The following is a 15,706-nucleotide window of genomic DNA, read 5'->3' on the forward strand; positions in this document are numbered from 1 at the left end:
TTTACTTTTGGTATTTTAGACTGCCAATCCGGGGGTTGTGTTGAGGTTATAGTGTAAGCAGATAAACTAACCTTAAGGCCCCCGGGAAACCGGGGGCCTTTTTTATTTAAAGGAGAAAAATATGGAAAACGCGTCATTACCACTGGTTACTCCGGGTGAATTGATGGCTCAGATAACACCATCGGCCACATCTCTTGCCACCATAAAAAAGGGAAGAGCCGATATTGGTGATATTCTTGATGGCAAGGATAATCGGCTGCTTTTAATTGTGGGGCCCTGTTCTGTACATGATCCTGACGGTGTTATCGATTACGCCACACGGCTTAATGACTTACGACTGAAAACCCAGGATCGTTTGATGATTGTGATGCGTCTCTATTTTGAGAAACCACGATCTGTTCTGGGCTGGAAAGGTCTTGTAATGGATCCTGACATGGATGATACATGCGATATAGCAAAGGGGCTAAAGGTTGCACGAAATCTGCTTAATAAGATCACTTCCATGGGGCTTGCCTGTGGTATGGAGATGCTTGATCCAATCATTTATAACTATCTTGGCGATATGTTAAGCTGGGCTGCAATCGGTGCCCGTACATCCGAATCACAAATTCATCGCCAGGCAGCAAGTGGTATGGAGATACCAGTTGGTTTCAAAAACAGTACTGATGGAACCATTGATTCGGCTGTAAGTGCAATAAAATCATCCTCGCATTCCCATTGCTACCCCGGAATCGATACATCAGGGAGGGTCTGTTTTAAACGTACCTCAGGAAATCCTCACGGGCATCTGATTTTGCGGGGCGGGCGGCATGGTTCTAACTACGATCCTCACTTCTGTGCCCGTACCTACGATGCACTGAGAAATGAAAATCTACCAGAATCGGTAATTGTTGATTGCAGTCATATGAACAGCAGAAAAGTACACGATAATCAGTTAGGTGTGTGGAAAGAGGTTTTGAAACGAAGGCATAGCGGGGAAGAAAACCTCAAGGGACTTATGGTTGAGAGTTATTTGCATGAAGGTAATCAGTCTCTGACGGAAAAAGGCAAGCTTAAGTATGGTGTTTCGGTGACTGATCCTTGTGTAGGATGGGAGAAGACGGTGGAGCTTATAGACTGGACGTGTGATCTTTTGAAGGATAGTTTTTTGTAATTGAGCCTTTAAACGGCTTGTCTCCTTTTGGCTTCACCGGTATATGTTTAGGGGTAGAAGCCCTGTATACCCGGGATGTTTTAAGCGGAGTACGTAGCTCATTATGCCAAATACAGGTTCTGTTTCTTCCTGAATTTTTTGCGCTGTACAGTGCTTCGTCTGCATGGAAAATAAGTTCATTAAGAGAAGGGCTGCTTTTATTTAGAAACGATACTCCAAGGCTTATCGAGACAGTAATCCTGTTATTGTGAATGCAAAAAGGGGTAGAGACCACAGTCTGTCGTAGTCTCTCTGCTACTTCTCTGGCTCTCTGTGGCTCGGTTTCGGGTAAAAGGATAATAAATTCCTCCCCACCATAGCGTCCTATTATATCTAAGCTTCTGAAAAGATTTCTGCAGATTTCGGCAATGGATTGAATTACAACATCCCCTGCTGAGTGGCCAAATGTATCGTTTACCAACTTAAAATGATCTATATCAAACATTATTGCAGAGAGGTTATGATCGTAACGAACCGCCCGCTTGACCTCCTGTTTGGCTTTGTCGAAAAAATGACGATGATTATAAAGGCCTGTTAATGAATCGGTTTCTGCCTGATGACGTGCTTTTTCAAGTAGCTGAATGGTTCTTATCGCCATAGCAGCCTGCTGGGCAAACATCTGCATCAGCTCCACATCGGCATCCGAAAATTCTCGTATGGCATTGTTTTCTGTAACCGAGATAACTCCTACCAGTTTTCCTGCGGCTATAAGCGGGACCGCTACAAGCCCGCTCCACTGAGTGAATGGGTACTGTGGCAATCTGCCACTTCCAACACCATGACCATGAAGCACAAGAGGCTTACGACTCTTGCCCACATATCCTAAAACATCACTACCAATCTCAATCTGTTTTCCCGAGCGGTTATCACCTGTGTTAAAAGCAACTTCAATTCGTATCGTATCATCTTTTTTATCTAATAATCCAAGCTCTCCCCCGGTGCCATCAAGAAGCGAAATGGCTCTGGTTAAAATTGCCTTCAGAAGGTTCTTTGAATTGTGCTCTGCTAACATGTCGGTGAGATTCGCTCGTAAGGCATCAAGCTCGGCAGCACGTCGCTCTGCCCGTTTTCGGGCTGTGCGCTCGGCTTCTTTAGAGCGTGTAAGGTTTTTTACCAGCATAGTAAAAGACTTTTGAAAGACTATAAAAAGAGTGATTTTAAAAATCAGAAAAAAGCCGGCTAACCGGGATGAGAATACCAGCAGCCTTACAGTGGTAGGTAATGCTGGTGACAAGGTAAGGGTGACCTCAGAAAGAAAAAAGAAAAGATGGGCTGCTAAAAGGTTTAAAAAGACCTTACGATCGAATAACGCTTTGGCATATAGTACAACAATAAAAGATAATGGAAGCATTATCAAAAAGGGCATATTTGTTACAAATCTGCTTAGTAATGTATTGATCTCAACAAAGTAGATTAAAGCGGTTGAAAGAGAAAGTGTGTAAAAAGCAGGGATTAGAATTAAAGTTGGAACCATTCGTTTTATGGATGCTTTTTTTTGTGTATATAAAAGTGCGGTAAGGAATATGCTGTTTTGAAAACATCTTGCTGCGACCTGAAACACTCCTGAAAGAGAGTGCGGGTCACTGGTGAGGCTGCGTGTGATGCTAAAAAGAGTAAGTGTTCCACTAAGCAGTGCCGAAAACCCCAACGCAAGAAGAAATGACTCCTTTAAGTACGCCCGGGTATTCCACCCCAGTAAAAAAATGGTTAAGCAGAGGGTTACCGTTAACAGCTCCATGGAAAGTAAAATGTTTGTCCCGATAGAGGCAGGGGTTAGGATAACCAAAAATACAAAAAGGATTGGCGGTATATTTTTTATCAGGGATAGGGTCACTGAATAACTCCAAGTTGGTGGCGATGTGAAAACACCCAGCATACGTAGTAATAGGTGCAAAGGAGGTGCCATCGTGAAGAGAGTGTTATGAAGATCCAAAGTAACAGCCGTATACTTTTTAATCCACGGGATATAAAGCGTAACTAATTAGTTTTTCAACGTTGGAGTAGTAATTGATAACTCGAAAACCTTTGCCTGACACCTTTTGAGCGATGGTATCTGGAAATGCTGATACTACGGACCTTGAGACCTTAAGCGCAATAATTACCTGAATAAAAAAAACCTTTATTCCCAATCATTGAATAAATTATACTTCAATACCGATGTATGCTTCACTGAACACTAAGTTTCACTTCTAAAACAGTTGTATCGGGCTTTTTTTCTTTGAGTAATCCGATTTATTCTATAAGGAGTAATTGATGATTGAAAGGTTAGCAGCTCAGTTTAATGCCGGTGGCAATTTTATGTGGATAATTCTTTTTGTGTTGGGCTTTGCTGTGGCGGTAATGATTGAACGGCTGTTCTATCTATATATCTACTGTTATGGCTCGAATATGAACTTTGTAAAAAAAGTAATCGCTGCTATAAAGGGGCAAAAAGTTGAAGATGCAAAGAAGATGGTTGCAGATCGCAGCTCACCGATGCATCGGCTGCTTTATACCGCTGTCGATCAGTATGCTTCCGGGGCGACTCAAACTCAAGTGATGGAAAAAGTTGAACAGTCAGCAATCAGGGAACTACCGCGTCTGCAAAAAAGGATCAATTATCTCTCGCTGGTTGCGAATGTGGCTACACTTCTGGGGTTACTTGGAACGATTATGGGCCTTCAGCTTTCATTCAGCTCCTTAGCCGATGTTGACACTGCACAAAGAGCCTCAATGCTTGCCATGGGCATATCTCAGGCAATGAACACAACCGCTTTTGGTCTCATTGTAGCAGTGCCCTGTATGGTTATGTTTACTTTTCTATCGAATAAACAGCAGGCTCTGGTTAAAAATATCGATGAAGGTATCTCTCATCTCCTTTCTGCTTTAAAGGAGAGTGAGTGATGAGTTTTCTCTCATCATGCAAGACATTCACTCACCCGTCCGAGGCGGCTGATGTGGCCGATGTAGATGTTACTCCGGTGATGAATATGTTTATCATTCTTATTCCGTTTCTTGTGTCTATGGCTGTTTTCACCCAGCTTTCAATACACTCCTTCTCGGTTCCGCCAAACGTATCAGAAGCTTTGCAACAAACTGATGAAAAACCGAAGCTTAGACTTACTGTAGTTCTGGCCGAGCAGTATCTGGCACTTACGGTTGGAGATACAATGCTCGACTCTATTGGTGTGCAACCAGATAAAAGTCATTTTCAAGTACTAAGAGAGTCACTGCTAACCAATAGAAGTGGTCTGGATATTAAAGATGAGGTGGTTGTCGCAGTGCGCGATGCAATCAGATTTCAGGCCATTGTAAAAACAATGGATCTATGCAGAGAAGCCGGTTTTAGTCAGATTGGTGTATCAAGCGCTACAGAAAACCCTCTTGAGGGGATCTAAACTCCATACTCGTTAAGGAGAACTATGAGTGCGTTAAAAAACGTTTCAGCTTACGCAGAAAATAACTCTGGTGTGTTTAAACCTCAGCTAACCTCTCTTGTCGACGTGATGGTTATTCTGCTGGTTTTCCTTATTAAAAGTTTTTCTGTGGAGGGCTCGTTAGTAACTCCCGCTCAAAATGTAAACCTGCCATTGTCCTCTACAGACGAATCTGTCACTCAGATGGAAAGTATTGAGGTTACTACTGATGCAATACTTACCGATGGAGTAGAAATTGTCAGCCATAGTACCTATTTAAATAACGATACTCTCTTTATTGAACCACTCTATAACTGGATCAAATCAGAGTACGCGGAGGTTGATGAAGAGGAAACAAAGAGCATCATGCTTCAGTCGGATAAAGATATTGAATTCAACGTGATAAAAAGGATTATGTACACCTGCAGCAGAGCCGGTATAACCGACTTTACAGTCCTTGTACTAAATGAGGAGTAAGTATTGAAACTCAGCAGTGATGACCTGAAGTCAAAAGATAAACCGGTGATTGTTGATCATCTTTTCACAGCTGTACTCGTGATCGTAATGCTTCTTTTTGCCAAACTTGGACTTTCTTTCAGAGGAATTGAACCCCCCGAACAAAAGAGCAGTCCTGAGCACAGGGAGATAGTTACTCAGTTTATGGTAGAGGAGCAGAAACCTCAGCCACCTCCGGTTGAAGAACAGCCGGTAAAAGAGGAGAAACCAAAAGAGCCGGAGAAAAAAGAGGAGAAACCTCCGGAAATTATTGACCTCACTGAACCTGTGCCCGAAGAGAGTGTTGAGGAAACTGAGCCCCAAAAAGAGAAAGAAAAGGAAGAAACCAGGCCGGTGTATGGGTTAAACAGGGTGTATTCAAAAGGTATAGGTGAAGAGGGATCGATGTCTGATGCCGTGGTGGGGAGGCTTGGCAATACCCTAAACACCGATGTCGTTGACAGTGTAACTGCTACCCCTCAGGACCTTAAAGGAAGAGTTGTCTCTGCGGCAACAGTATCCAAACCGCCACGGTTTAAAAGGCAGGTCAGACCCCGGTACACCAGGGAGATGATTGAAAACGAAGTGGAAGGGGTAATTCGTATACGGGTTTTAGTCGATATAGATGGAAAAGTTAAAGAGGCAACACTTTTAAATGATCTGGGATACGATTCGGGTGAACAGGCTCTTGAAGCCATTAAAAAGTTTGAGTTCCATCCCGCCATAAGAGATGATGAACCGGTTGCCGTTTGGATCATTGTTCCGGTAAGATTTGTTCTTTTAAGCTAATGAGAAACGATACACATAAACAAAACACCCTAACAAATAGGGGAGGTTAGTAATGCTAAGACCTTTGCACGCGTTACTGTTTTTAATGCTTATCACTCCTGTGCAGGTGACTGTAGCAGAACAACCCGGGGAGCAGGCTGTGGAAGTAGAGCTATCGTCTCCTCCCGGGGATACTACGCTGGCATCGCAAGAGGAGAATGAGACTGAGTCGCTGGAGCAAAGTTCGTCGACTAAGCAAGAGCCCGTAGATGCTCACGCGGAGTATGATGAACTGGAGATCGAATTTGACGACGAAATCGAGCTCGATCTTGAGTATGATGCTTCTGAAGAGCAGGTAGAAGAAGCGTTTGGGTTGGAAAAAGAACCTGAACTAATCAATTTCACCGAAGCGCACTACCCTGAAGAGCTACTAAGAGAAGGGGTTGAGGGCACGGTGGTGCTTGAGCTTCTGGTGGATGAAAATGGGGCTGTTGAATCGGTTACTGTGGTGGATGGTGTGCACCCGCAACTGGATAGCTCTGCACTCAAAGCTGCAGTCGATTTTACCTTTTCCCCGGCAATAGCCAATGGTGAACCTGTGGCTGTGATGCTTTATTATGAATACCACTTTTCGCTCCGCGATGTAGCGGTAATGCCTGAAGAGTATGTGAACTTCAGTGGGCGGCTTTTGGAGCGGGGCACAAGAACTCCTATTCCCGATGCATTTGTGGTACTAACGTTTAGTGATTCTCTGGAAGATCCCTCACTCAATGTGCCACTTGAATTCTATATTCAACAGATCGGAGCCATTGAAGGGCAGTATCTTGAGGAGGATCGCTTAGTGACAGTAACCGACTCTAACGGCACATTCAGTTTTCGGTCACTGCCTTCAGTTAGCTTTGAAATATCGATTCCGGTGTCAGGCTACCGGGAATTTTCCCAATCTGAGCAGATTGAACCGGGCGAAGCGATAGAAGCTACCTACTACTTAACCCGTCAATCCTACAGCGATTTTGAGGTCACTGTGTATGGGAGAAGGGAAGAGCAGGAGGTGAGCCGGCGCCAGCTTTCTCTCTCCGAGGTACGGAGATTGCCCGGGTTTGGCGGTGATGCTGTTAAGGTGGTTCAGGCACTCCCTGGTGTGGCCAGACCATCGTATGGTCTTGGAGAGATCGTTGTGCGTGGAGCCCCAACCTGGGATACCCGCTACTATCTGGATGGAGTTCCTATACCGATACTTTATCACCTCAGTGGTAATTCTATCTACAATTCCGATGCACTTGCAGCAGTAGATTTTTATCCCGGTGGGTATGGTACCCGCTATGGCGGTGGTATCGGTGGAGCAATAGAGATTACGGGAAGAAAAGCTAAGACCGATCGCTTCCATGGAGTAGTAGATGTTAGCTCTTTGGATGGAAATTTGTTTGTAGAGGGGCCGGTGAACGAAAGAGTCTCATTTCTAACCTCCATACGAAGAAGTTTCATAGGGTATTTGCTCGATTATGTTTATAAAAACACCGAACAGGATTTACCATTAACCATGGTTCCGCACTACTGGGATTACTTATTAAGAACGGATATAAATATCAATGATAAGAGTGATCTGTTCATTACCGGGTTTGGCTCAAGAGACCATCTGGTTATGATGGTGCCGGATATGGCAGATTTTGGCAGTGATGAAATTGATGAGGCTACCGATCGCTTAGGAGTGCTTTATGAATTCCATATGGGCTTAATTGGATGGGACTATTCAATAACGGAAAACATGAGTAATTCACTAAGATTATCGTTCAAGACCGGGGTAACAGATTTTTCCATATTGGGATTGGTTAAAGTTGAAGAGGATTATCGATGGTTAACCCTAAGAGACGAGTTAAGGCTCAAGTTATCTGATCGTTTTACTACCAACATTGGTGCAGATGTCACTCTCGTCTGGGATGATCTGATCCTTAACATTCCCGATGGAACAGGAGCGTTTCAGAGAGATACTACCGAATGGATGCTTTATGGCGTAGCTGGTATGTACCTCAATACTGAAATACGGCCTCTGGAAAATCTTCTTATAATACCGGGCATGAGATATGATTACTATCCTGAGTTGGATTACCGGGGCGGAATCGTACCTGAGTTTTGGGAATACGGTTTTATGAATAACAATCGGGGTAGATCAGGTGAGCCATCATTTAGGGTAAACGCACGCTATGAAGTGGTTCCTGATCATACGATAAAAGCTGCCGTTGGAACCTATAACCAGAGCCCACAACCAATGGGTCAGGTGATTCATGAAACCTGGGGAGACCCTAACCTCCCGGCTTCCAAGGCAACGCACTATGTTGCTGGTCATGAATGGCAGATTACCGATCTGATACATGCTGATGCACAGGTGTATTACAACAACCAGTGGGATATACCCCGGATGGCCAGAACGGAAGATATCCAGCAGGGACTGGAGAATCAAAAACTATGGATCAGTGATCGAAAAGCACGGATGTATGGCCTTGAGCTTATGTTGCGTCATGATCAGAGTGAACGCTTTTTTGGCTGGCTGGCCTACACGCTTTCAAGAAGCGAGGTTTACGATGACCAGAGGGGCAGATATGTCCGGGGTAGTAAAGATCAGACACACCATTTACAGCTACTTGGATCGTGGACATTACCCAAAGACTGGGGAGTAGGATTTCGCCTGCGCTATGTCACCGGCGAACCATATACCCCCATTATCGGTGCTGAAGAGAGTGAAAACTGGAACTCCTTTATCCCTATCTACGGAGAAGCAACTTCAAAACGCAAGGAACCATTCATAGGCCTGGACCTACGAGCAGATAAAAAGATTGTATTTAGTACGTTTATTATGTCGTACTATTTAGATTTACAGAATATTTCCTGGTTATTCTACAAGCCTGCTGAAGATTATGTCTATAATTATAACTACACTCAGAGGGACGAGATAAGTATGTTCCCTATGTTAGCCGCAGGTGTAAAATTTGAATTCTAAAACCAAAACGAATGATACTAACCCATGGGGGGTTACTATGAAAAAGATATTAGGTGGTGTTGTCTGCTGTATGTTGATTTTGGGGGCATGTGTAGAGTTCCCTTCGCACTATGAGCATGTAATGAAAAGTGATGTCCGGCTTCTTGACTTTATTTATGATCCGGTTGATGCCTCCCCCGGAGATACGGTTCTTTTAACCGCGGTGTTTGCGGGTAAGAGAATCGATGAAAACGATTTGCAGTGGAGTGTATCATATGATGTTGCTGGTAACCCTTATGGTGTTGATTCGGCTTTTGATATTCAACCCCTGCAACAGATCGCTGTGGATCACACTCCTTTTTCTGAAAATACCAGTACAATCGCATTCAAATTTGTCGTTCCGGTGGATATTATCCGTAATAGCACCGGAGTTGCTTCACGATGGGCATCAATGGTTACTCCCGAAATTCTTGCTAAACTTCCAATGGAAACAGAAGATACAGAGAACCTTACGTTAAGTGATGCTATCGATTATATTGAACTGCTTGGTGCTACGATCAATGCCTTACCTGAGGTTGGTGAGCAAATAACATCAGAAAATCCTGAACTGCTCTCTGCTTTCCCGTCATTTCTACAGATGTTTACTACACAGATGCGTATCTATGCTCAGATAAGAGATGGTCACAGAATCAGAAGTGATTTCTCCGTTCGTTACAACAATGCTCTTCGTTCGCTGTCCGGCATACCCATAAATAGAAATCCTGTGATAGATTCTGCAGGAATATATAAAGTGCAGGGTGAAAACAGGCTTAGATATAATCTCTCAGAAGGCCGGTATCAATTCTTTAGAATCAGAAGGGAAGATGATCCTGACTATGATCCCAATGATAAAATTCCTGTAGAAAGCGGCTATACCTATTTTCTGGCAGCTTTCAGCAGTGATTTCGATTCTACCCTTACTCTGGACGGAATCGCCGAAGGGGGCAGGTGGAGTCAGGAACGACATCGTACCCAGTGGTACTCTGAAAAACCCGAAGATGTGCCATCCTCATCCTATGTAAATGTAATTAATATGGGTAATGAGTTAAATGTGATCGAACTGGTTGATCGGGAAGTCCCCGAATCACTTACTATTTGGCTTGAAGTCTACGATTATATGCCAAATGTTATTTTCAGGCCCCAGGGCTCAACATTGGCTGAATATACTATCAATTTCGATTTTGGGGATGAATGACTGATTCAGAGAGTGAAGGATAAAGCGGGAGCCACCAGATCGCAGGATGCTGGTGGCTTGCTGTGTTTAGCGGTTCTGGCTAAAATTGGTAAACAGTGAAAATGGACTCGAAGAGCTTTGGAGCTCAAACATCTTAAGCACAGCGGGTGAATATTTTTCATAGAGTTCTTCAAAACTATTGTAATCAAGTCCCTGTTGGGGAAGTATAAAAAGGCTTACCACTAACCCCGAATCCCCCCCGAAGATTCTAAATATTAGATTGTAGGTGTTGGGACGCTCTAAATCCAGAAGGTGTCTGAGTGCGGAACGATTAAGCTCTTCTTCATCACCAGAAAATATCTTGTGATCAGTACCAACCATCTGACCCAACCTGAAAGTGCTTACAGGCAGCTTCTCTATAGCCTCTTTGTAGGGAAAAGGCTGTTTTTTGCTAAACGCTATGCATACAAAATCATTTATTTGATCCATAAGACTTAAAAATCTGGTGAGAACGATGTGTCTGCCTATCTCATTAGAATATGAGGCCTGGTTCATCATTACAAATTGTGACCATACAAAATTGAGCCACGCTGTTTCACTTCCTGAGGGGAAATGGCAAGCATGCTCACAGGCAAATTGCTCAAGTTCATCAAAGAGAATAGTTTTCTTGATCATTACGCTACATCAACCTTTCTTTCCTGAGAGATTAAAAGGAAATAACAGAAATAGCCTTCCCGACTGTTTGTTGAGAATGATTAGTCTAAAGAGCCCACAAATGTAAGAGAGAAAAATTGAGAAAATGCCAGAAAAGCGCTTAATTTGGGAAAAATTGTTCCTACTCAGTGCTAATATTACATTGTGCCACACAAAAATATTACAAAAAAGTTTGATTTTTTTCAAGTATTTACTTAAAATTACCATAAAATTGGGCATTAAACCACTGAACAAGCAGCTGGTAGTTTGATGATTTTGAGGGAAAACACGTATGGGCAGGGATGATTTGAGGATAATGGAAATAGTGCACCTTCATTTTTATTATTTTTATAGACTATTGAATGATTAAACAAGGAGTGTTAAAACGAATACAATATATCTTGATAATAATGCTACAACGATGGTGGCTCCTGAAGTCCTTGAAGCGATGTTGCCATTCTTTAAAGATAGTTACGGCAACCCCTCCAGTATACATCGCTTTGGAGGTATGGTACGGCGAAGTGTTGAAAGAGCACGAGAGCAAGTTGCTGATCTGTTAGGGGTATCCGCTGAAGAGATACTTTTTACAAGCTGTGGTACAGAGAGCAACAACACTGCCCTTAAGGGTTTTTTCCATAAGCATAGGTCAAACACAAAAATTTATACCAGCGCTGTAGAGCATCCTGCCGTAAGAAACACTGCCCGGTATCTCAAAGAACAGGGCGCAACTCTTCATGAGGTTGGGGTGGATAAACAGGGGATGATCTCCACTCAGTTTTGGGATCAGAACTTTGGCTCCGATACACTGGTTTCGCTCATGTGGGCCAATAACGAAACCGGCGTCATCTTTCCAGTGGAGCAGATCGCACAGAAGGTAAAAAGCAGTGGAGGAGTGTTTCACACAGATGCGGTTCAGGCGGTTGGGAAAGTGCCGCTCGATTTGTCAGATTCAGCAATCGATTTGCTGTCGCTTTCGGGTCATAAAGTGCATGCCCCCAAAGGGGTTGGAGCTCTTTTTGTGCGTAAAGGGATATCGATACCACCCTTTTTGCACGGGGGACATCAGGAATATGGGATGCGTGCCGGAACAGAAAACGTTCCCTATATAGTGGCTTTGGGAAAAGCGTGTGAACTGGCTAAGGCTCATATTGAGGATGAGAATACCAGGGTTCGTGCGCTGCGAGACAGATTGGAATCTGAACTGCTTGCAAAATGCAAGGGTGCAAAGCTAAATGGCGATAAAGACAGCAGATTGCCAAACACCACCAACATCAGTTTTGAGGCTATTGAAGGAGAGGCCATTTTACTGCTGCTGGATGAATATGGTATTGCTGCTTCCTCAGGCTCTGCGTGCACTACCGGTTCTCTTGAACCCTCGCATGTAATGATGGCTATGGGGATACCGTACACCTTTGCTCACAGCTCAACCCGCTTTTCTATCAGTAGGTATACTACCTCAGAAGAGGTAGATACCGTCATCAAGGTAATGCCTCCCATAGTGGAGAAATTACGCAGTCTTTCACCTTTTGTCGAATGATTACAGATACATTATGGATATAAAAGAGCAAATTAAAAGATTAAAAAAAGAGAAGAATGCAGTTATTCTGGCTCACACTTATCAGCCTGGGGATATTCAGGACGCAGCAGATTATGTGGGGGATTCCTACGGGTTGTCGGTTCAGGCGAGTAATACAGACGCAGATGTAATTGTTTTCTGTGGTGTACGGTTTATGGCAGAAACTGCCCATATCCTTAGTCCATCAAAAAAAGTTATTCTTCCGGCAGAAGATGCAGGGTGCCCGATGGCAGATATGATCAATGGTGATGATATTGTAAAGCTAAAAGAAAAGTACCCTGATTACCTGGTGATGTGTTATGTTAACTCCACTTCTGAGATCAAGGCTCACTCTGATGTCTGCTGTACAAGCTCAAATGCGGTGAAAATTGCACAAAAGCTACCTCCCGAAAAAGGAATACTGTTTGTACCTGATCAGCATCTGGGATCGTATATAATGGAACAGCTGGGGCGTGAAATGGTACTGTGGGATGGTTTCTGTCCTACACATGTGCGAATTCAGCCCGAAATGATAAAGCAAGCAAGAGAGCTATACCCTGATGCTTCAATTCTGATACATCCTGAAGCGCCACGTGCCTGCAGAGAACTGTGTGATCAGGTTCTCTCTACCGGACAAATGGTGCAGCATGTAAAAACCTCCGAAACAATGGAATTTGTGATTGCTACGGAACTGGGGTTAATCCATACATTGCAACGTGAACGCCCTGATAAAACGTATCACCCTCTTTTTTCCGGGCTGTTGTGTCCCAATATGAAAAAGGGATCACTTGAGCAGATCGTTTCTGCTCTTGAAGGTACCGGCGGTGAAGTGATCACATTGCCTCAGGAGATCCGTCAGAAAGCAAAATACTCACTGACCTGCATGCTTGAGTTAAGTTAACCATTGCCTCATAAAAAAATGCAGAGCTTAAAGCAGCTCTGCATCCTTTCTTCTGTCTGCCTTACGAGTGTTAATTTTTTAGTACTAATCTCCTGACAGCATTAACCCCTTCTCCTCGTACCGATACAATAAACATTCGTGATCCGGGGGTAAATCTGTTCCAGTTAAGATTGTTAAGGCCGGTTTTGAGTTTCATGTTATCATAATTTAAAAGGCGTCTTCCGTCCAGTGAGTAAATAGATATAGAATAGGTTCCCTCCTGCGGCACAGAGACCTGAAGGGCTCTTGATGTGGCATTTAAACGAAGCGGTGTAACCCTTCTGCTCTTATTGGTGTTGGTTGCAAATGTAGGTATATCCCATTCTACGCCATAGAATATAAGCTCACGTATCTCTATTGATCCCTCTAACTCTGTATCAGAATCTATAACCGGAGAAAAAGAGATGCTTTGTATAGAAGAGAGGTCAAAAGGAGACGGCGTTTCTATTGTTTGAGGTTGGGAAAAACGACCATCCATGACAAATATTGTATCTGTTATCCAGTCCTGGCTTGCGTTAAGTTGTGTTTTGTAAGAGTGTCTGGTGGCAAAAAGATTGTCCTGGTTAAGCCACAGGTGAATATCTGAGGTGCTTTTGTAAGTGATTACAATTTTGCTTAGTCCTTCAAAATAGTCCTCGAAATACGCACCAAGATCGACCCACCTTTCACACTCCTCTGGTGGATGGTCGGCGAGTGTATAATTTACACCGGCAATAAGATCAGTCACTATTGGCTCTTCAGAATCTACTACCGAACCACATTCATCACTTGAAACCTGCCAATCCGCTCTGGTGATTAGATTGCCCGTGCTTACAGTATCCCAATGCGTAAGATTGGTATAAGATGCTCGTATGCCAATATCTGAAGTGCCTATAACGACCTGCGTTGTGGAAAACAAGGGATTGGATACTGTTTCTGAATCACCTGTCCACCCTTTAAATTTCTGACCTGCGGAAGGAGCGTTTGCTGTAATGGTTACAACGGTCCCGGAGTCGTACATCCCACTTCCTGAACCATATTTGACATACAACCTGTATTGCTCGGGCAGTACTTCTTCATGAAGAGGAACAGGGTCTTTGCACCAATCGATGAGATCTTTTGAGGTAACGATTCGAACCTCGGGCTGAGCGAGTGCGTACTCAATAAAGTTTTCGATTACACCTCTCATACTATCAAGGGAAAAGGGAAGCATGTCAGCATAGGCCTGGGTGTAGTACTGGGTGTGAGCTAAAAAGGTCAGTGGGGCTCTGTTATTTTGAAGCCTCAGGTCTAAGTTATATTTCATTAATCCAAGGATATCGTTAGGGGTAAGGCTGTCTCTGAACCACATACCATAATCACCCCCGTTGATTTTGGTGCCGATGCGCTCATGAAGATAGGGATCGATACCGTAAGTGGCACTGATTTCGGGGCAGGTGGGAACGGTATAGGCATAAATAGGGACCTGCCAGAGATCGGGGTAACTTCCAATAGATCGCTCCGGAGAAGAACCGATTATGGTTTCCCAGCCGGGAGAACCGTCTTCCATAGTATAGGGCCAAAAATTATTGGTGCCATCCTGATCAACCTGAAATCCTTCGCGGATTGAACAATCGTACAGAAAACCAAGATCACTTAAAACTCTGAACGTAGTGTCATTGAACCGTAAATGGGGTGCCCGGAATCCGTAAATCTCTGAAGGGTCAATACCAAGTAATCGTGAAAGAACTTGTGTGCAGGTATCAATTTCACGAACCCAGGTATCGTAGCCCATAGTTACTAAACTATCCCCAAAAAAGGTGTGAGTATGGCTATGATTGCCAATGGAGTGACCAAACTCTACTGCTCGTCTGAGCTGCGAGGGTAGATTTGGTCTGCTTTCAACTATACTCGATATGCAATAGAAGGTTGATAATACAGGAGTGCCATCGAATGTCCCCTCATTGCCACTACCTTCAGGGTTGGTTTTGGTTGCTAAAAAGTCCACAATCCATTCCATGCCCTCAGCTGATGTATTGTCATCAAAACCTATTACCACAAACTGTGGAACTTCACCCGCTTGTAATCCCCCGGGAGGGTTTGTTGATGGTGGGTTTGCAAAGACCTGTGTAAAAAAGACAAAAACAGCCAGAGAAACCATTGTTTTAAAAGAGTTCATTGTCACCTCCTTAAAGAGTGTAAAATACAGCACTTCTCTCGTAGAGAGATTTTATCTATAGGCTAAAGAGATTACATCACAGGTTCTGATTGCCCACCGTTTTCTTTTAAAGTAAGAACAGCAGCTACCTGTTTTTTAATTGCAAAAAGAGTACCTGATGTTTTAACGGTTACAATAAACAGAATATGCTGTGGCAGAATGTTTGTAGCTCATTGTACCTTGTTCCGAAATGATTCTAACGATGCATACCTGATACTGTGGCTGCAGATGTTGGTAGAAAAAAAAATGGGTAAACGGAATGGTTCACATCATCCCCTTAAATCTACCCTTCCCGCACCCACTAA

General features: G+C 43.6%; 12 protein-coding genes. 9 read left to right on the top strand and 3 right to left on the bottom strand.

The window, feature by feature from the left end; all coding sequences use genetic code 11:
* The first annotated feature begins 121 nt into the window (after nt 1-121).
* Nucleotides 122-1,153 (top strand): 3-deoxy-7-phosphoheptulonate synthase, encoded by a 1,032-nt coding sequence (locus QA601_01055; protein ID MDG5813655.1) that lies wholly within the window; start codon nt 122-124, stop codon nt 1,151-1,153.
* On the opposite strand, the gene QA601_01060 is transcribed toward QA601_01055, so the two are convergent.
* Nucleotides 1,110-3,026 (bottom strand): diguanylate cyclase, encoded by a 1,917-nt coding sequence (locus tag QA601_01060; GenBank protein ID MDG5813656.1) that lies wholly within the window; start codon nt 3,024-3,026, stop codon nt 1,110-1,112. The genes QA601_01055 and QA601_01060 overlap by 44 nt on opposite strands.
* A gap of 419 nt (nt 3,027-3,445) precedes the next feature.
* On the opposite strand from QA601_01060, the gene QA601_01065 reads away from it, so the two are divergent.
* Genes QA601_01065 through QA601_01090 form a run of 6 tightly spaced genes read left to right on the top strand, consistent with a single transcriptional unit; the run spans nt 3,446 to nt 10,058 of the window.
* Nucleotides 3,446-4,075 carry a MotA/TolQ/ExbB proton channel family protein gene (locus QA601_01065; protein MDG5813657.1) on the top strand — a complete coding sequence of 210 codons (630 nt, stop codon included), beginning with the start codon at nt 3,446-3,448 and terminating at the stop codon, nt 4,073-4,075.
* Nucleotides 4,075-4,569 carry a biopolymer transporter ExbD gene (locus QA601_01070; GenBank protein ID MDG5813658.1) on the top strand — a complete coding sequence of 165 codons (495 nt, stop codon included), beginning with the start codon at nt 4,075-4,077 and terminating at the stop codon, nt 4,567-4,569. Before QA601_01065 ends, QA601_01070 begins: the two co-directional genes overlap by 1 nt.
* Nucleotides 4,570-4,593: 24 nt before the next feature.
* Complete coding sequence (locus QA601_01075; protein ID MDG5813659.1) at nt 4,594-5,064, top strand: biopolymer transporter ExbD; 471 nt, start codon at nt 4,594-4,596, stop codon at nt 5,062-5,064.
* Nucleotides 5,065-5,067: 3 nt separating this feature from the next.
* Nucleotides 5,068-5,871 carry an energy transducer TonB gene (locus tag QA601_01080; protein ID MDG5813660.1) on the top strand — a complete coding sequence of 268 codons (804 nt, stop codon included), beginning with the start codon at nt 5,068-5,070 and terminating at the stop codon, nt 5,869-5,871.
* 52 nt (nt 5,872-5,923) lie between these two features.
* Nucleotides 5,924-8,845, top strand: a complete 2,922-nt coding sequence (locus tag QA601_01085) for a TonB-dependent receptor (GenBank protein MDG5813661.1) — start codon at nt 5,924-5,926, stop codon at nt 8,843-8,845.
* 37 nt (nt 8,846-8,882) lie between these two features.
* On the top strand, nt 8,883-10,058 hold the full coding sequence (locus QA601_01090; protein ID MDG5813662.1) for a hypothetical protein: 1,176 nt from the start codon (nt 8,883-8,885) through the stop codon (nt 10,056-10,058).
* Nucleotides 10,059-10,124: 66 nt separating this feature from the next.
* Here QA601_01090 and QA601_01095 read toward each other — a convergent pair whose 3' ends face one another.
* Nucleotides 10,125-10,712, bottom strand: coding sequence for a hypothetical protein (locus QA601_01095; GenBank protein MDG5813663.1), 588 nt, complete (start codon nt 10,710-10,712; stop codon nt 10,125-10,127).
* A gap of 412 nt (nt 10,713-11,124) precedes the next feature.
* Between QA601_01095 and nifS the strand changes: the two genes are divergently transcribed.
* Together nifS and nadA are read left to right on the top strand one after the other, a co-directional pair.
* Nucleotides 11,125-12,267, top strand: coding sequence for a cysteine desulfurase NifS (gene nifS, locus QA601_01100; protein ID MDG5813664.1), 1,143 nt, complete (start codon nt 11,125-11,127; stop codon nt 12,265-12,267).
* Nucleotides 12,268-12,280: 13 nt separating this feature from the next.
* Complete coding sequence (gene nadA, locus QA601_01105; protein ID MDG5813665.1) at nt 12,281-13,186, top strand: quinolinate synthase NadA; 906 nt, start codon at nt 12,281-12,283, stop codon at nt 13,184-13,186.
* A 70-nt stretch (nt 13,187-13,256) separates the two neighbouring features.
* Here nadA and QA601_01110 read toward each other — a convergent pair whose 3' ends face one another.
* Nucleotides 13,257-15,362 (bottom strand): polysaccharide deacetylase family protein, encoded by a 2,106-nt coding sequence (locus QA601_01110; GenBank protein MDG5813666.1) that lies wholly within the window; start codon nt 15,360-15,362, stop codon nt 13,257-13,259.
* Between the last annotated feature and the right edge of the window lie 344 nt (nt 15,363-15,706).

It is taken from the genome of Chitinispirillales bacterium ANBcel5 (assembly GCA_029688955.1).
Classification (GTDB): Bacteria; Fibrobacterota; Chitinivibrionia; order Chitinivibrionales; family Chitinispirillaceae; genus Cellulosispirillum; species Cellulosispirillum alkaliphilum.